This window comes from Microcella sp. (assembly GCF_033763155.1).
Classification (GTDB): domain Bacteria; phylum Actinomycetota; class Actinomycetes; order Actinomycetales; family Microbacteriaceae; genus Microcella.
This window is the reverse complement of sequence record NZ_JANRKZ010000236.1, coordinates 1-16,104: the sequence shown is the minus strand read 5'-3', so window position 1 is coordinate 16,104 and position 16,104 is coordinate 1. Positions and strand designations below refer to the sequence as shown.

The following is a 16,104-nucleotide window of genomic DNA, read 5'->3' as shown; positions in this document are numbered from 1 at the left end:
CCCGGAGCCTTTCGCGCTTGCGCTGAGGTGTCGCGCGATGATCCCGTCGCCGAGTTCGGGCCGTTCTCGGCTGCCAATGCTCAGCGGATCGGATGTGATGTCGTCAAGTGCACGGGCAATCAACCGTGCGTAACGCTGTTTTGCGTCAGGCCCGAAACGGATCTCGCTGTACTCCAGGGCCTCGCGCACGTCAAAGCGGGCGGCTGCCGAGATGCGCAGCACGTACGCCGACACTTATGCGACAGATTGTTGGGTGGTCGTCTTTTCGACCGAGTTGACCCACACCATCGGGTTGTCGACATTATCGAAATGGCCATCCCGGATATCGTCAGCACCTACCTGGATCGCCGCGATGAGGGCAGCGCGTTGATCTGACTCGATCTGTGACGCCCGTTCGTTGTCAGTCATGCCTGCTCCTCTCGCGCGAGGCCCAGCATACGCCCGGCCTCTGACGGTGAACGGGACTTTCCACCGTGCTGCGAGCGAGTGGGCTCGGGATGCCCGCTGCGAGCATCCCGCCCCCTCTCAGCCGCTGTGCCGCACGATAAGGGCATGACGTTCGAACCCACGCGCGCGGCCGGGCTGGCGCGGCTCGCCGAGTTTGTTCCGCGTGCCGGGCGGGCTTACGCCGCCGAGCGCAACACTGACCGAGGCCCGGGGGATCGCTCGAACGTGTCGACCCTCTCGCCCTGGGTGCGGCACCGGCTCGTCACCGAGCGCGAGGTCGTCGAGGCCGTGCTGCAGCGGCACTCGCTCGATGCAGCGAGCAAGTTCGTGCAAGAGGTCTATTGGCGCACCTACTGGAAGGGCTGGCTCGAACTGCGGCCGAGCGTTTGGGCGCGCTACACCGCCGCCATCGAGCCCGCGCTCGCGGCGCTCACGAGCGAAGACCGCGCCACTTACGAGTCCGCGATCGGTGGGCGAACGGGCATCGAGGGCTTTGACGACTGGGCGCGTGAGCTCGTCGAGCTCGGCTACCTGCACAACCACGCGCGCATGTGGTTCGCGAGCATCTGGATCTTCACGCTGCGCCTGCCTTGGCAGCTCGGCGCCGACTTCTTTCTGCGCCACTTGCTCGATGGCGACCCGGCGTCGAACACCCTGAGCTGGCGGTGGGTCGCGGGCCTGCAGACGGTCGGCAAGACCTACCTCGCCACGACGCAGAACATCGAGTTCGCGACCGAGGGCCGCTTCAGCCCGCGCGGGCTCGCGGCCGGGGCCCCGGCCGTTGACGACGACGCGCCGCTGCCCGCGCCCGGCCCCGCACCGCGACCCGAGCCGCTCCCGAAAGGCCGCGTCGCCGTGTTACTGCACGACGACGACCTGCACGCCGAGAGCCTCGACCTGAGCGGCCCCGAGGTCGTGGCGGTCGCGAGCCCGGCGGCGACCTCGCGAGAGGGCTCCGCAGCGCCGGTGGCCGAGTTCGTCGTCGCGGCGCTCGCCGATGGCCGCGAGCGTGGCGGCGCGCACTACGGTGCGGAGGCCAGCGCGCTCGACGGGCTTACGGCATCCGCGATTCTGCCCTGGATGCACGCGCACGATGCCACGCAGCTCGTCACCCCCTATGCGCCCGTCGGCCCTGTACGCGATCGCCTCGACGCGCTTGAGCGCGCCCTCGCCCCCGAGGGCATCACCCTCACACGCCTGCTGCGCCCATGGGATGCCCACGCTTGGCCGCACGCCACGCGCGGCTTCTTTCTGTTCCGCGAGCGCATTCCTGCACTTCTGCGCGAGCAAGAACTCGGGGCTGACCGGCGATAATGGGCACACTCCCCATTCCTTCGACTCAAGGACTGATAGCCATGACCGACACAGTGAACCGGTCAACCTCAGCAGCACCCGCTCACGACCCCGCCGACGGCGCCCGCGCCTTCGAACTTGACCGTGAGTTCGTCTTTCACTCGTGGAGCGCGCAGGGGGCACTGAAGCCCTTCGTGGTCGCGAGCGCCTCGGGCTGCGACGTCTATACCTACGACGGCGACACCTACCTCGACTTCTCGAGCCAGCTCGTCAACACCAACATCGGCCACTCGCACCCCAAGGTTGTGGCGGCGATTCAGCACCAGGCGGCCGAGCTCGCCACGGTGGCTCCCGCCCACGCGGCGCTCGTGCGCGGCGAGGCTGCCAAGCGCATCGTCGAGAAGGCCGGCCCCGGCTACTCGCAGGTCTTCTTCACCAACGGCGGCGCCGACGCCAACGAAAACGCCATTCGTATGGCACGCCTCGTGACCGGCCGTGACAAGGTCATCAGCACCTACCGCAGCTACCACGGCAACACCGGAGCTGCCATCGTCTCGACGGGCGACTGGCGACGGATGCCCAACGAATACTCGCGCGGACACGTGCACGTCTTCGGCCCCTTCGCCTACCGCTCAGAGTTCTGGAGCGACAGCCCCGAGCAAGAGTCGCAGCGGGCGCTGCACCACCTTGAGCGCACGATTCAGGCCCAAGGCCCGCAGACCATCGCGGCGATCTTGCTCGAGACCGTGCCCGGCACGGCCGGTGTGCTCACGCCGCCCCCCGGCTACCTCGAGGGCGTGCGGGCGCTGTGCGATAAGTACGACATCGTCTGGATTGCCGACGAGGTCATGTCGGGCTTCGGCCGCACCGGTGAGTGGTTCGCGTGGCAGGGTGCCGAAATCAACCCCACGGGGGCTCGTCCTGACTTGATCACGTTCGCCAAGGGCGTCAACTCGGGCTACGTGCCCGTGGGCGGCATCGTGCTCTCGCCGCGGTTCTCGGGGCACTTTGCCGAGCGCGTGTTTCCGGGCGGACTCACCTACAGCGGGCATCCGCTCGCCGCCGCCTCGATCGTGGCCGCGCTCGACGCGATGACCGACGAGGGCGTCGTCGACAACGCCAAGATGATCGGCGAGAAGCACTTGGGCCCCGGCCTGCGGGCGCTCGCTGAGAAGCACCCCATGATCGGTGAGGTGCGCGGCTTGGGCGTCTTCTGGGCGCTCGACCTCGTGACCGACCGCGGCACGCGCGAGCCCGTGGGCGCCGATGTCATCAACCGCATCAAGGCCGAGCTCATGGCGCGCAAGGTGTTGCCGTTCGCGGCCGACAACCGCATTCACGTGGTGCCGCCGTGCATCGTGACTCCCGAGCAAGTCGCAGTCGCCTTGCAGGCATATGACGGCGCTTTCTCGGCGGTTGCGCAGAACTAGCGACGTACCGTTTCTGAGGCCGCGGGCACCCCTTGCGATCGGGCGAGGGATGCTCGCGGCCGTTCCACGTTAGCCGCACCCGCCCGGCGCTCGTCGCCCAGCCGCGCGGCGGTACGATGGGGGGCTATGTCTTCTTCGACCAACCCCTACCGCGTGAACGTTCGCGACCTTGTGCACCGCCCCGGCGAGATGCGCGAGAAGCAACTGACGTTTGCCGTGCCCGAGCAATTGGGTGCCGGAATTGCCGTGGTTGCTGCGGGCACGGAGCTCGAGCTCGACCTGCGCCTTGAAGGCTTGCACGACGGAATCTTGGTGACGGGTTCGGTGCGCACGACGGCAGCGGGGGAGTGCGTGCGGTGTCTTGACCCCGTCACGCTCGCGGTCGAAGTCGAATTCCAGGAGGTTTTCGCGTATTCTCAAGACGACGCGTACGACTTCTTGGTTCACGATGATCACGTGGATTGTGAACCGGTTGTTCGAGACGCTGTCGTGCTGTCGCTCCCGTTTCAGCCGGTGTGCCGCGACGATTGCCCTGGTCTTGACCCTGAGACCGGCGAGCGTTTGGCAGATTCCGGCCCGCGAGAGCCCCGCGAGGTGCTCGATCCTCGCTGGGCGGCGCTCGAAGGTCTCGTTCGCGAGACCGACGAAAACTAGGGCTGCGCTGCACCCCACAACCTCACCAGCACGCGCGCGCGTGATGGCCTGACAGAGAGAAGAACCACCATGGCTGTTCCCAAGCGGAAGATGTCGCGTTCGAACACGAACTCGCGCCGCTCACAGTGGAAGGCGTCTGTGCCGACCCTCGTGAAGACCGTCGAGAACGGCAAGGTTGTCTACAGCCTTCCGCACCGCGCCAAGGTGGTCGAAGACTCCGCCGGCACGCCCCTGTACATGGAGTACAAGGGCCGCAAGGTCGCCGACGTTTGATCTTGCTGTCGGCATGACGCCGTCAGATGATCGTTCTGCCCTCGAGCGCGAGCTCGGGGTAACGATCGCGCCCGAATTGCTCGAACTGGCGCTCACGCATCGCTCGTGGGCCTATGAGCACGGCGGCGCTGCCACGAACGAGCGCCTCGAATTCTTGGGCGACTCGATTCTCGGCCAGGCCGTCACGGTCATGCTCTATGAGAGCTACCCCGACCTGCCCGAGGGTGACCTCGCGAAGCGTCGGGCCTCGCTCGTCTCGTCGGCGGCGCTCGCCGAAGTGGCGCGCTCGATCGCCCTCGGCGATCACCTCAAGCTCGGCAAGGGCGAAGAGCTCACCGGAGGCCGAGAGAAGTCGTCGATTCTCGCCGACACCGTCGAGGCACTCATTGGTGCGACCTATCTCGACCGCGGCGCCGACGTCGCCACGGCGCTCGTGCTGCGCCTGGTCGACTCGCTCATGGCCGACCCCGACCGCTTCGGCACGGCCATGGACCCGAAGACGGCGCTACAAGAACTAGCCGCCCAACTCGGCCTGCCCGCCCCCGTCTATGCCATCTCGGGCAACGGCCCCGACCACTCCAAGGTTTTCACGGCCACGGTCATGATCGCCGACGAGGCGATCGCCTCGGGCGAGGGCACGAGCAAGAAGCAGGCCGAAATGGGTGCCGCGCTCGAAGCGTGCACCGTGCTTCAAGCGCGGCGCTGACGCCACCGTGCCCGAGCTGCCCGAAGTCGAGGTCGTGCGCCACGGCCTGCACCCCGCCGTCTCCGGAGCCACGATCGACGCCGTTGAGGTGCTCGACGAGCGCTCGCTCAAGCGCCACGACGGCCCCGCCGAAGACTTCATCGAACGACTGACGGGCGCCCGGCTGCGCGGAGCGGTGCGGCGCGGCAAGTTTCTGTGGGTGCCGATTGAGCCGCCGCTCGATTCGTCGACGGATGCTCCTGCCGAAGCCCTCGTCGCCCACCTCGGAATGAGCGGGCAAGTGTTGTTGCGTGACCCCTCGGCCGATGCCGCGGCGCTCACGCGCATCAGGTTCTCGCTGACGCATCCACTGCACGGCCCGTTGCGAGTCGACTTTGTCGACCAGCGCATCTTCGGCTCAATGGCCGTGGACGCGCTGGTGCCGACGCGCGATGGCGCGGCGGCGGGGTATGGGTTGCCGCTGGCGAGCATCCCGAGCCAAGTTGCCCATATTGCGCGCGACCCGCTCGACCCCGCGTTCGACGAGCGCGCCTTTTTGCGCCGCCTGCAGGCGAAGCGCACGACGGTCAAGCGCGCGTTGCTCGACCAGACGCTCGTGAGCGGCATCGGCAACATTTATGCCGACGAGGCGCTGTGGGCGGCGCGCGTGCACTACGACCAGCCGACCGAGACGCTTTCGACGCGCAAAGCCCGCGAGCTGCTCGAGGAGGTGCGCATCGTGCTGCGCCGTGCGCTCGACGAGGGCGGCACGAGCTTCGACGCGCAATACGTCAACGTCAACGGGGCCTCGGGCTACTTCAGCCACTCGCTGCGCGCCTACGGCCAGCAGGGCAAGCCGTGCCCGCGTTGCGAGCGGCCGATCGTGCGCGAACAGTTCATGAACCGCGGCTCCCACTTCTGCCCGCGCTGCCAGCGCATCCGCTGACGAGGCGGCGGTGCCGCGCATCCGTTAACGCCGCGGCGCTGTTGTCGCGCGTGCGTACGACGGCGGTGCTGCCTCGCCTGCGTAGCGCGGCAGCACCGTCGAGCGGTCGCGGCTAAGCGGGAGTCGCGGCGAGTGCGTGCGCGATGCGATCCGCCGCTGCAGCCGCAGCATGCGTCTCGCGGATGCTCGCCCCCAGTCGCGCCGCCCCCGCGCGGTACGACGGCTCATCGAGCACGCGCCGCACGGCTGCGGCGATCGCGCGCGAGCTCGCGTTCTTCTTCAGCGCGATGCCGGCGCCGGCCTGCTCAACGGCGGCGGCGACCATGGGCTGATCGATCATGGGGTGCAGGGGAATCATCACAAGCGGCAGGTCGTGCGCGAGTGCGGTCATGGTCGTGCCGTGCCCGCCGTGTCCGATGACAAGACGCGCGCGGCGCATGGCTTCGGGGTGCGGCAGGTAGGCGTGCACCTCGGCACCGGCCGGCAGACGAAGGTCGTCGGCGCTCATGGCGGGCCCCGTCGTCACGATGAGCGGCAGTTCGAGTTCGGCGACGGCGTCGATCGCGCGCTGCAGTACGGCGCGCTGGCCGGGCAGGTTGATGCTGCTGAGGCTCACGAGCACGGCGTCGCCTGAGCTCGCAGCCGACTCCGCCGGCACCACGGGGCCGACCCACGTGGGCCCGGCGTCGCTCGATGCCGCATCGAGTTCGGGCAAGGCCGTGACAATCACGGCGTCGGCGGCATCCCAGAGCCGATCGGCGCGAGCGCCGAGGCGCGCGCTGAAGAGGGCTGTGAGGGGGTTGCGCCGCCAGCGGTGCCAGAAGCTCATGAACGAGTGGGCCACCACGATCGTGCGCGCGCCCGACTGCTGCACCCGGGCAAGCACGCCGAGCAGCATGCAGTCGACGATGACCGCATCAACCGGCTCGCGCGTGAGGGAGGCGACAACATCGTCGCCGAGGGCTGCGTCGCAGAACATGCGGAACATGGCCACGGGGCTTGACCCCTCGGCGCCTACCCATTGCGTGCCGGTCGGATACGGCTCGAACGCGAAGCCCGCGGCTTCAATGGCGCCGCGCTGGTCGTTGTGGCCGATGACGCGCACGGTGTCGCCACGGCGAACGAGTTCGGCGGCGATGGCGAGGGCGGGGGGCACGTTGCCGCCGCCGCTCCAGGTCGCGAGCAAGTAGCTGGTCATGGTCGATTCCTTTCAGGAGCGAGTGGGGGTGGAGGTGGGGGAGAGGCGGTGGTGCTCGATGACGGCGCGGGTGAGTGAGAGCATCCGGTGCTCGGTGTCGTCGCGCGAGAGCGCGCGGTCGCGGCGCAACAGCTTCCAGGCATAAACGTCGGTCACCACGACGAGTTCGTCGATGGCGGCTGTGTCGTTGTCGACGAGCGAGCCGAGCACCGTGGTGACCCACTCGCGATGCAAGGCTTTGCCCGCCGTCGTGATGGCGCGCACGCGCTCGTCGGTGCGCTCTTGAGCGAGAAAACTGAGGCTCATGTCGCCCGAGGTCTCGTAGTGGTCGACGAGCACGCGAATGCCCGTGACGACGTCGCCCACGGGCGCGAGGCGCTCGTGCGTGACGCGCGCGGTGCCGTATTCGTGCAGTGCCGCAAACAAGCCCTCGCGGGTGCCGAAGTGCCGCAGCACCGTCTGCACGGTGACGCCAGCGCGCTCGGCGACATCGTTCAGCACGATTTCGACACTGAGCTTCTCGCGACTGAGGTCGAGTCCGGCGTCAAGAATCGCCGTGCGCGTGCGCTCGGTCGCGGCACGGCGCTCGGTTTGGGCGTAGGGGCGGGTCGTTTTCATGTTAGTTGCTATTAACACGAAAACGACCGACGGTGTCAAGAGGCCGCGACGAGATCCTTTCGCCACGCGCCCTCGTAGACGAACGGAACGAAGCCGAGCGCCTCGTTGACCGCGAGCATGTGCCGGTTCTCTTCGGCGTTGTAGGTGATGACCGAGGGATGCCCGGGCGACACCTGCTCGAGCCACACCAGATTCGCGGCTTTGAGCAGCATGCCGAGTCGATGCCCGCGGTGCTCGCGCAGCACGATGGTGTCTTCTTGCGCCGCGGGACGATCGCTCTCGGCGGGCACCGTGAGCTCGGTGAAACCGACGAGCCTGCCGGTGGGCACGTGTTCGACCGCCGCGATCACGGGAGTGCGCGGGCTCGATGCCTCGAGGGCTTCGTCTTCGAGCAGACGCTCGACCGTCCACGGGTCTTCGGGTTCTTCAAGGCCCGCCGTAGGTGCGTCAGTGCTCATGCGCGTGAGCAGGTGGGCGATGTCTTCTCGCCACTCGGGCGGGGTGGCGCCCGACCACGTGTGAACGCGGTAGTCGGGGCCGGCGGCCTGTTGCGCGGCCTGCAGCAGCTCGGGCAACCCGGGCGAGGGTAGCGTCAGGCGGCTGCCGCGCTCCACTTGCTCGAGCCGGTAGCCCATGCTCTGCAACAGCCGCACTTCGGGTGTGCCGGCGGGTACCGAGCCGAATCCCGTCGGCGCGGGAATGCGAATACCCCCGGTCTTCCATGACGGGGCGTAGACGATCGCGCGAGTGCGCCCCTCGTCGAGCGCGACGGCCTCGAGGTGTCGAGCGAGGGCTTCTCCGACGCCCTTGCCGCGAGCATCCGGAAGCACTTCGACATGCATCCAGGCCGTGTCGGCTGCTTCGTCGGTGCGGGTCTCGAAGATGCCGCGCCCGACCAGGCGGCCGTCGAGGCGAGCCGCAAAGAGGCGCTTGGGTTCGAACGAGGTCTTCTGCCAGCCCGGCAAGAGTTCGGCCGCGGTGAAGTGATTGTCGTCGGTGCCCGAGTCGAACCGGTTGACGATGTTGCGCAGCTCGACGCACGCGAGAAACTCGTCGGCATCGGGTGCGTCGAGTGACGCGGGGATGACGACCTCGGTGATCGTGATGACAGACATGAGGGCTCCTTCTGCAGGTGGGCAGCCCGCCAGAATAGCCCCGCGCGAACCGATACGGTAGCCCTGACCGTTTTGCGCATCGCGCCGGTCACTGTTGACGACCGAGCCAGCAAAGGGGGGCAGCGCGTGCATCTCAAGAGCCTCACAATCAAGGGCTTCAAGTCGTTCGCGCAGCCGACCACATTCCAGTTCGAAACGGGCGTCACGTGCATCGTCGGCCCCAACGGTTCGGGCAAGTCGAACGTCGTCGACGCTCTCGCCTGGGTCATGGGCGAGCAGGGCGCCAAGACCCTGCGCGGCGGCAAGATGGAAGACGTCATCTTTGCCGGCACGACCACGCGCGGGCCGCTCGGTCGTGCCGAAGTGCAACTGACGATCGACAACGCCGACGGCGCCCTGCCGATCGAATACAGCGAAGTGACGATTTCACGCACACTCTTCCGCAATGGCGGTAGTGAGTATGCGATCAACGGCACGGCCTGCCGCTTGCTCGACGTGCAAGAACTGCTGAGCGACTCGGGCCTCGGCCGCGAGATGCACGTCATCGTCGGCCAGGGCCAGCTCGACGCCGTGCTGCACGCGAGCCCCGACGACCGCCGCGGCTTCATCGAAGAGGCCGCCGGAATTCTCAAGCACCGCCGCCGCAAAGAAAAGACCGTGCGCAAGCTCGAGGCCATGCAGGCCAACCTCACGCGCTTGAGTGACTTGGCTGGCGAGATTCGCCGGCAGCTGACGCCGCTCGGTCGTCAGGCCGAGATTGCGCGCGAGGCACAAACAATCGCCGCGATCGTTCGGGATGCTCGGGCTCGCCTCTTGGCCGACGACGTCGTCGCCCTGCGCACCTCGCTCGCCGACCACGCCCGCACCGAGAGCGAACGCACGAGTGAACGCATCGTCGTGCAAAGCCAGCTCGACCAAACCCGCTTGCGGGTGCAGCGCATCGAGTCGCAGCAAGTGGGTGACGCGGTTGACGAAGCCCGACGCGTGGCCTTCGAGCTCGAGCAAGTGCAAGAGCGCGTGCGCAGCCTCTCGAGTCTGACGCAGCAGAAACTCACGCTACTGAGCCAGCAGACCGAGCTACCCGGACTCTCGCTGTCGATCACGCAAGCGCAAGTGGATGAGGCTCGCGCCGACGCTGTTGCTCTGCGCGAGGGTGTTGCCGCGGCCGAGCGGCTCGTCGGCGAGGTCGCGGCTCGCACCGCGACAGCGCGTGCCACGCTCGACGCGCTCGACGACGAGATCGCCGAGCAGAGTGCGCTCGTCTCACAGCATGACCTGCAGCTCGCGGCACTCGCGAGCCGCGTCGACGTTGCTCGCTCGACGCTCGCGGCCGCGCGCGGCGAACTGCTGCGTCAGCAGAACGCACTCGAGGCCGCCGTGCAGCGCCAAGAAGCGACGCGCGCCGAACTCGCGGCCCTGCCCGCGCTCGACGACGGCGACGGAACCGACGCCACCCGCAGCCTTGACGCCGCGCTTGCCGAGGCCGACGCGCGCGTCACCGAACTTAGCGGGCGCATCGACACCGAGCGCGAGGCCCTGCACGCCCTCGAACGCGAACGCGATGCTCTCGCCGCGCGCGTCAGCGCCCTCTCGCAAGCGGTCGACTCGGGCGACGGGGCCACGGGGCTCGTCGGCAGTTCGGGCATTCGCGGCCTCGTGAGCGATCACCTGCAGGTGCGCGCCGGATTCGAAGCCGCCATCGCCGCTGCCCTCGGCACGCTCGCCGACGCCGCCCTCGCCGACGACCTCGACGCGGGGCTCAAGGCCCTCGAACGTGCGCACGCCGCCGAAGCGGGCCGCGTCGACGTCGTGCTCGCCGAGGTTGGCGGCCGGGCGACCGACTCGCTCGCGAGCGTCGGTGGGCTCACCCCGGCCGTCGACGTCGTCACGGCCCCCGCGGGCGTGCGGGCGCTGCTCGCGCGCACCCTGATTGCCGATGATCTGGCGGCCGCGCGATCCGCCTGGCCCGCGATCGAGAAACTCGACACGGTCGACTCGGTGAGCGTTGTCACGCGGCAGGGCGACGTGCTCACGCGGTCGGTCTTGCGCGGGGGATCGGGCGCGGGGCGCAGCAGGCTCGAGCTCACGGCCGAGCGCGATGCAGCATCCGTCGCCCTCACCGACGTCGCCACCGCAATCGAACGCGCCCGCGGAACCCTCGACGACACCCGCGCGGCACTCGCCACCGCGAAGCAGGCAGCGACCGACGCCCTCGCCGCGGTGCGCGATCAGGATGCTCAGCGCGCGGCCCGCAGCGAGCAGGTCTCGCGCGCTCGCGCCCAGGCCGAGGCCGCAGAGGGCGAAGCTGCCCGACTCGCGCTCGGCGTGGATTCTGCCCACGAGTCGGTGCGCGAGGCCGAGACGGCCGTTGAGCGCGCCCAAGCCGAGCACGAGGAGTTTGCCGCCCGCCCGCGGCCGATGCTTGACGCGAGCTCGCGTGACGAGTTGCTCGCCGACCTCGAGGCGGCGCGCGCTGCTGAACTCGAGCGACGCATCGAACTCGAGACCGTGCGCGAGCGAGTGCGCGCCGCCGTCGATGCCGCCGAGCAACTCGAGAAGCGCCGCATCGCCGAGAAGGCCGCGGCCGACGAGTCGGCGCGCCGGGCTGTGCTGCGGCAGCGTCAAGTGCAACGGGCGACGTCCGTTGCCGCCGCGCTGCCCGCCGTGCAAGAGGCGATCGACCGCTCGGTCGCCGAAGCGCGTGTGGCGCTCGCTCAGCGCGAGAGCGAGCGCGCCGCCCAGAACGATGAACTGCTCGAGCTGCGCCGCACCGAGAGTTCGCTGCGTGAGCGTCTTTCCGCGATCACCGAGGGCGTGCACGGCCTCGAGCTGCAGATCTACGAGAAGAAGTTGCACCTCTCGCAGTTGCTCGAGCGCGCGGGTGACGAGCTTGGCCTCGTCGAAGAGGTGCTCGTGGCCGAGTATGGGCCCGACGTGCCTGTGCCCGACGATGACGCTCTCACCGAGGCCGCACGCGCTGTCGCCGACGCGATCGCCGCCGAGGCCGCGGCGCGCGTCGACCCTGACCCCGACGCGCCCGCGTTCGACCCGACTTCAGACGAAGAGTCCGAGCGCGTGGCGGCGATCGTGGCGGCGTCGCGGGCGCGAACGTCTGCAGAATCGGCCGCTGGCGACGACGATGGGCTCGAGAGCGACAACCAGCCCACCGGAGTGCCCGCAGGCAAGCCTTTCGACCGCAGTGAGCAGCAGGCACGCCTCGCGCGCGCCGAGCGCAAGCTCAGCCAGCTGGGTCGCGTCAATCCGCTCGCACTCGAAGAGTTTGCGGCGCTCGAGCAGCGCCACAAGTTCCTCACCGAGCAACTGACTGACCTCGCCAACACGCGCCGCGACCTGTTGACGATCATCGACGAGGTCGACGCAACGATGCAGACGATCTTCGCCGCGGCCTTCGCCGACACGCAGGCGGCGTTCGATGTTGTCTTCCCGATTTTGTTCCCCGGCGGCGTGGGTAGTCTCACGCTCACCGACCCCGACAACATGCTCACGACGGGCATCGAGGTCACAGTCAAGCCCGCGGGCAAGAAGATCGAGCGCTTGAGCTTGCTGAGCGGTGGAGAGCGCTCGCTCGCGGCCGTGGCGCTGCTCATCGCCATCTTCAAGGCTCGCCCCAGCCCGTTTTACATCATGGACGAGGTCGAGGCCGCGCTCGACGACGCCAACCTCGGCCGCTTGCTCACGATCTTCCGCGACCTGCGCCAGAACTCGCAGCTGATCATCATCACGCACCAAAAACGCACGATGGAGATTGCGGATGCTCTCTACGGCGTTTCGATGCGCCAAGACGGCGTGAGCGCGGTCGTGGGGCAGCGCGTGCAATCCCCCGACGAGCGCGCGAGCTAGTCGCTGCCGCGCGCCGCCGTGCCCGCCGCGCGGCGGCCCACCGGTGCCTGGGTCCTGCCCGGCTCAGGCGCCGTGCGCTGCCATGCCTGGCCGTGCGTTGCCCCGTGCCTCACTGCCCCTTCTTGGCCCGCCGTGGCCCCCTGGCCCGCCGCGCTTATGCCGCAGTTCACTCCATCGCTGCCCGCTGCCCGCTGCCGGCTGCCGCAATCGGCATGAGCCATCGCTAGCGCTCGCCCGTACGCGCACGCATGCCGAACTCGCGCGCCGCGCGCGCATGCGTGCCGCATTCTCGCCCCGCACGCTCCCCAATCGAAGGAAGAATTCGAGCAAAGTCGATCACTGTTCCTGCGATTGGGGAGCGTGCGGCACGAAAGTGTCCGACCAGTGCGGTCCGCAGAGGCGTTCGGCAGGCCGTTCGGCACGCCGAGCGGCAGGGCGGGCCGCCGGGTGGACGGCAAGGTGGACGGCAGGGTGGACGGCAGAGCGGGCGGCAGCGTGAGCGGCAGAGCCTGGAGTAGCGGAAGTGGGCCGGGTGGGGGTGGGGAGACGGCGAGCGACGGGCGGGCGGAGGGCTAGGTCTAGACCGAGAGCGTGGGCAGCGCGGGCTCCCCGCGGCTGAGGCGCAAGGCGGCGGCGGGCAGCTCGGCGACCGCGGCGGCGCAGTGCTCGCGCGCCGCGGCGACGCCGGCCGGGCCGAGCCAGCGCGCATCCGCCTCGCCATCGGTCATGAGCGCGACCGTGAGGGGGCGCGCGGTGAGGTCGGCCGGGGTTGCGGCCTCGGGCAGGCCGTCGTGGTCGTCGTCGATGACGATGCGTTCCGCAACCGCTACGCCGTTGCGCAGCAGTCGTTCGGCACGCTTGGCTCCGCCGATCGAGGCTTTGCCGGTCGAGGCCTTCGCTACGGGCATCCACTCGTCCCCATCGCGATCGCGTCGTGCGACGAGCTTGTAGACGAAGCCCGCGGCGGGCGACCCCGAGCCAGTGACGACCGAGGTGCCGACGCCGAATGCGTCGACAGGCGCGGCGCGCAGCGCCGCGATGGTGTGTTCGTCAAGGTCGCTTGTGACAACAATGCGCGTGCCGGTGGCCCCGAGCGCGTCGAGCTGTGCGCGCACCTCGCGCACGAGCGCGGGTAGGTCGCCCGAGTCGAGACGCACGCCGCCGAGCGACGGCCCCGCGACGCGAATCGCGGTCTCGACTCCCTGCCGCACGTCGTAGGTGTCGACGAGCAGCGTCGTAGCCGTGCCCAGCGCGGCAACCTGGGCGCGAAACGCCTCTTCTTCAGAGTCGTGCAGCAGCGTGAAGGCGTGCGCCGCGGTGCCCATCGTGGGAATGCCCCAGGTGCGCCCCGCTTCGAGGTTCGACGTGGCGCTGAATCCCGCGATGTAGGCCGCGCGCGCGGCAGCGACGGCTGCATATTCGCCCGTGCGCCGAGAGCCCATTTCGGCAATCGGATGCCCATCCGCCGCCGCGACCATGCGCGCCGCCGCCGTCGCCACAGCCGAGTCGCCGTTCAGCACGCTCAGCACGACGGTTTCTAGCAGCACGGCCTCAGCAAAGGTCCCGCGCACCGTGAGCACGGGAGAACCCGGAAAGTAGACCTCGCCCTCGCGGTATCCCTCAACGTGGCCCGAGAAGCGATAGTCGGCGAGAAACGCAAGGGTGGCCTCATCGACGATGCGCTCGTTGGCGAGAAAGTCGAGCTCGGGCATCCCGAACCGAAACGCACTGATGGCGTCGAGCACGCGCCCCGTGCCCGCGAGCACTCCGTAGCGACGCTCGCCGGGCAGGCGCCGCGCAAACACTTCGAAGACACACTCGCGGTGAGCCCGTCCCGAGCGCAGGGCGGCCTCGAGCATCGTGAGCTCATAGCGGTCGGTGCGCAGTGCGGTCGTCACGCGCTCAGCCTAGGCGCGGCGAGGCCGCCTAGTCTCGGCACCATGACGAACGTGCCGACTCGCTGGCTCACGGCGGAGCAGCTTGGCCCGGCGTTCGACGACGGCGGGCCGATCGTGCTCATCGAGAACACCACGGTCTTCCGCCGCCGGCCCACGCACCGACAGAAGGCCCACCTCTACCTCACGGCGCTGCGGCACCGCGCGCGCGAGTTGGGCGAGCGTGGCACGTTTCTGCAGGCGAGCAGCTATCGCGCGGCGCTGACGGATGCGGGGCTCGCGGGCGGGGCACTCGAGTCGATCGACCCTCCGTCGTGGGCCGCGCGGCGCCTGGTGCGCGAGCTTGGAGCGAGCATCCTGCCATCGCGGGGGTTTGTGACGAGTGAGCACGACTTCGCTACCTGGGCCGCTGGTCGCAAGCCGACCCAGCTCGTCATGGATCGCTTCTATCGCGACGTGCGCGAGCGCACCGGCATCTTGATGACGCCGGGCGGGCCGGAGGGCGGGCAGTTCAGCTTCGACGCCGACAATCGTCAGCCGCCGCCGAAGGGTGCCGAGAGCCTCGGTCTGCCCGCGCCGTGGCGTCCGGTCGAAGACGACATCGACGCCGAGGTGCGCGCCGAGCTCGATCGTCTCGACGCCGAGGGCGTGCGCTTTCTCGGGCACGACGGACCGCGCCAGTTTGCGGCGACGCGGGCCGAAGCGCTCGCCGCGCTTGACGACTTTGTCGAGACACGGCTCACCGACTTCGGGCCCTACGAAGACGCCATGATGCTCGGCGACGACACAATGGCGCACGCCCGCCTCAGCGTGCCGCTCAACCTCGGGCTCCTGCACCCGCTCGAGGTCGTCGACCGCGTCGTCGCCGAACATGCCGCGGGCCGCGCGCCGCTGGCCAGTGTTGAGGGCATCGTGCGCCAGCTCATCGGATGGCGCGACTGGGTCTGGCACCTCTACTGGCACCTCGGCCCTGACTACACGCGCCGCTCGAACGCGCTCGCCGCGCACCAGCCGCTGCCCCACCACTGGTGGGCGCTCGACGGCTCGGCGACGGATGCCCGCTGTCTCTCGCACACCCTCGACACGGTCGGCGGCTCAGGCTATGCGCACCACATTCCGCGCCTCATGGTGCTGGGCAACGCCGCCCTGCAGCGCGGCTATGACCCGGCCGAGCTCACGGAGTGGTTTCAGGGCGCGTTTGTCGACGGCACGCCGTGGGTCATGCCCGCGAACGTCGTCGGCATGAGTCAGTTCGCCGACGGCGGCGTGATGGCTTCCAAGCCCTACGTCGCCTCGGGCAAGTACATCCAGCGGATGAGCAACTACTGCCGCTCGTGCCCGCACGACCCGGCGCGGGCCACGGGGCCGGGGGCCTGCCCGTTCACGACCCTGTACTGGGACTTCTTGCTGCGGCACGAGCATCGCCTGCGGGGCAACCCGCGGACGCGGCTGCAGGTGCAGAACTTGCACCGCCTGGCCCCCGACGAGCGGCGGGCCATCCGGGAAGGCGCCGGCCGCCTCCGCCTGCCACTCGTCGCCCCCGAGGAGTTCGGACGATGACCGCCGCCGCCCGCGCCCGCCTCAACGACACCCTGCTCCTGGCCGGCGCCCTCGTCGTGTGCTTCGGCGCCGCCGCGCTGGGCTCGCTGGCGACCACGCCGTCCATCCCCTGGCTCGACTCCCTCAACC

General features: G+C 69.2%; 14 protein-coding genes. 8 read left to right on the top strand and 6 right to left on the bottom strand.

Features of this window, described 5'->3' with window-relative positions; genetic code table 11:
• Together SFU54_RS10315 and SFU54_RS10310 are read right to left on the bottom strand one after the other, a co-directional pair.
• The coding region (locus SFU54_RS10315) for a hypothetical protein (RefSeq protein WP_319016186.1) at positions 1–222 on the bottom strand (222 nt) is incomplete at its 3' end.
• A 12-nt stretch (positions 223–234) separates the two neighbouring features.
• Positions 235–408 carry a hypothetical protein gene (locus SFU54_RS10310; RefSeq protein WP_319016185.1) on the bottom strand — a complete coding sequence of 58 codons (174 nt, stop codon included), beginning with the start codon at positions 406–408 and terminating at the stop codon, positions 235–237.
• 144 nt (positions 409–552) lie between these two features.
• On the opposite strand from SFU54_RS10310, the gene SFU54_RS10305 reads away from it, so the two are divergent.
• The 6 genes from SFU54_RS10305 (at position 553) to mutM (ending at position 5,728) form a co-directional block, all read left to right on the top strand.
• A complete protein-coding gene (locus SFU54_RS10305) occupies positions 553–1,761 on the top strand; it encodes an FAD-binding domain-containing protein (RefSeq protein ID WP_319016184.1) in 1,209 nt (402 codons plus the stop codon).
• A gap of 41 nt (positions 1,762–1,802) precedes the next feature.
• Complete coding sequence (locus tag SFU54_RS10300; protein ID WP_319016183.1) at positions 1,803–3,170, top strand: aspartate aminotransferase family protein; 1,368 nt, start codon at positions 1,803–1,805, stop codon at positions 3,168–3,170.
• Between the two features lie 126 nt (positions 3,171–3,296).
• Positions 3,297–3,824, top strand: a complete 528-nt coding sequence (locus SFU54_RS10295) for a DUF177 domain-containing protein (protein WP_319016182.1) — start codon at positions 3,297–3,299, stop codon at positions 3,822–3,824.
• A gap of 69 nt (positions 3,825–3,893) precedes the next feature.
• Positions 3,894–4,097, top strand: coding sequence for a 50S ribosomal protein L32 (gene rpmF, locus SFU54_RS10290; RefSeq protein WP_255159904.1), 204 nt, complete (start codon positions 3,894–3,896; stop codon positions 4,095–4,097).
• A gap of 13 nt (positions 4,098–4,110) precedes the next feature.
• The gene (gene rnc / locus SFU54_RS10285; protein ID WP_319016181.1) at positions 4,111–4,803 is read left to right on the top strand and encodes a ribonuclease III; all 693 of its coding nucleotides are present in this window, start codon (positions 4,111–4,113) and stop codon (positions 4,801–4,803) included.
• A gap of 7 nt (positions 4,804–4,810) precedes the next feature.
• Entirely contained in the window at positions 4,811–5,728 is a 918-nt protein-coding gene (mutM, locus tag SFU54_RS10280) for a bifunctional DNA-formamidopyrimidine glycosylase/DNA-(apurinic or apyrimidinic site) lyase (RefSeq protein ID WP_319016187.1), read from the top strand.
• Between the two features lie 112 nt (positions 5,729–5,840).
• On the opposite strand, the gene SFU54_RS10275 is transcribed toward mutM, so the two are convergent.
• Genes SFU54_RS10275 through SFU54_RS10265 form a run of 3 tightly spaced genes read right to left on the bottom strand, consistent with a single transcriptional unit; the run spans position 5,841 to position 8,659 of the window.
• Complete coding sequence (locus tag SFU54_RS10275) at positions 5,841–6,926, bottom strand: glycosyltransferase (protein ID WP_319016180.1); 1,086 nt, start codon at positions 6,924–6,926, stop codon at positions 5,841–5,843.
• 12 nt (positions 6,927–6,938) lie between these two features.
• Positions 6,939–7,544, bottom strand: a complete 606-nt coding sequence (locus SFU54_RS10270; protein ID WP_319016179.1) for a TetR/AcrR family transcriptional regulator — start codon at positions 7,542–7,544, stop codon at positions 6,939–6,941.
• A gap of 35 nt (positions 7,545–7,579) precedes the next feature.
• On the bottom strand, positions 7,580–8,659 hold the full coding sequence (locus SFU54_RS10265; protein WP_319016178.1) for a GNAT family N-acetyltransferase: 1,080 nt from the start codon (positions 8,657–8,659) through the stop codon (positions 7,580–7,582).
• A gap of 126 nt (positions 8,660–8,785) precedes the next feature.
• Between SFU54_RS10265 and SFU54_RS10260 the strand changes: the two genes are divergently transcribed.
• Positions 8,786–12,520: a chromosome segregation SMC family protein gene (locus tag SFU54_RS10260; protein ID WP_319016177.1), complete on the top strand. Its 3,735-nt coding sequence runs from the start codon at positions 8,786–8,788 to the stop codon at positions 12,518–12,520.
• A gap of 578 nt (positions 12,521–13,098) precedes the next feature.
• On the opposite strand, the gene SFU54_RS10255 is transcribed toward SFU54_RS10260, so the two are convergent.
• Positions 13,099–14,379, bottom strand: a complete 1,281-nt coding sequence (locus SFU54_RS10255) for a nicotinate phosphoribosyltransferase (RefSeq protein ID WP_413466602.1) — start codon at positions 14,377–14,379, stop codon at positions 13,099–13,101.
• Positions 14,380–14,460: 81 nt separating this feature from the next.
• Here SFU54_RS10255 and SFU54_RS10250 point away from each other — a divergent pair, with 81 nt between their 5' ends.
• Positions 14,461–15,975, top strand: coding sequence for a cryptochrome/photolyase family protein (locus SFU54_RS10250; protein WP_319016175.1), 1,515 nt, complete (start codon positions 14,461–14,463; stop codon positions 15,973–15,975).
• The last annotated feature ends 129 nt before the right edge of the window (positions 15,976–16,104 follow it).

Excerpts from the sequence above, each read along its gene's own strand:
- SFU54_RS10275 (WP_319016180.1), bottom strand. The coding sequence starts at position 6,926 with ATGACCAGCTACTTGCTCGCGACCTGGAGCGGCGGCGGCAACGTGCCC.
- SFU54_RS10305 (WP_319016184.1), top strand. The coding sequence starts at position 553 with ATGACGTTCGAACCCACGCGCGCGGCCGGGCTGGCGCGGCTCGCCGAG.
- SFU54_RS10310 (WP_319016185.1), bottom strand. The coding sequence starts at position 408 with ATGACTGACAACGAACGGGCGTCACAGATCGAGTCAGATCAACGCGCT.
- rpmF (WP_255159904.1), top strand. The coding sequence starts at position 3,894 with ATGGCTGTTCCCAAGCGGAAGATGTCGCGTTCGAACACGAACTCGCGC.
- SFU54_RS10295 (WP_319016182.1), top strand. The coding sequence starts at position 3,297 with ATGTCTTCTTCGACCAACCCCTACCGCGTGAACGTTCGCGACCTTGTG.
- SFU54_RS10250 (WP_319016175.1), top strand. The coding sequence starts at position 14,461 with ATGACGAACGTGCCGACTCGCTGGCTCACGGCGGAGCAGCTTGGCCCG.
- SFU54_RS10265 (WP_319016178.1), bottom strand. The coding sequence starts at position 8,659 with ATGTCTGTCATCACGATCACCGAGGTCGTCATCCCCGCGTCACTCGAC.
- rnc (WP_319016181.1), top strand. The coding sequence starts at position 4,111 with ATGACGCCGTCAGATGATCGTTCTGCCCTCGAGCGCGAGCTCGGGGTA.
- SFU54_RS10255 (WP_413466602.1), bottom strand. The coding sequence starts at position 14,379 with ATGCTCGAGGCCGCCCTGCGCTCGGGACGGGCTCACCGCGAGTGTGTC.
- SFU54_RS10300 (WP_319016183.1), top strand. The coding sequence starts at position 1,803 with ATGACCGACACAGTGAACCGGTCAACCTCAGCAGCACCCGCTCACGAC.
- SFU54_RS10270 (WP_319016179.1), bottom strand. The coding sequence starts at position 7,544 with ATGAAAACGACCCGCCCCTACGCCCAAACCGAGCGCCGTGCCGCGACC.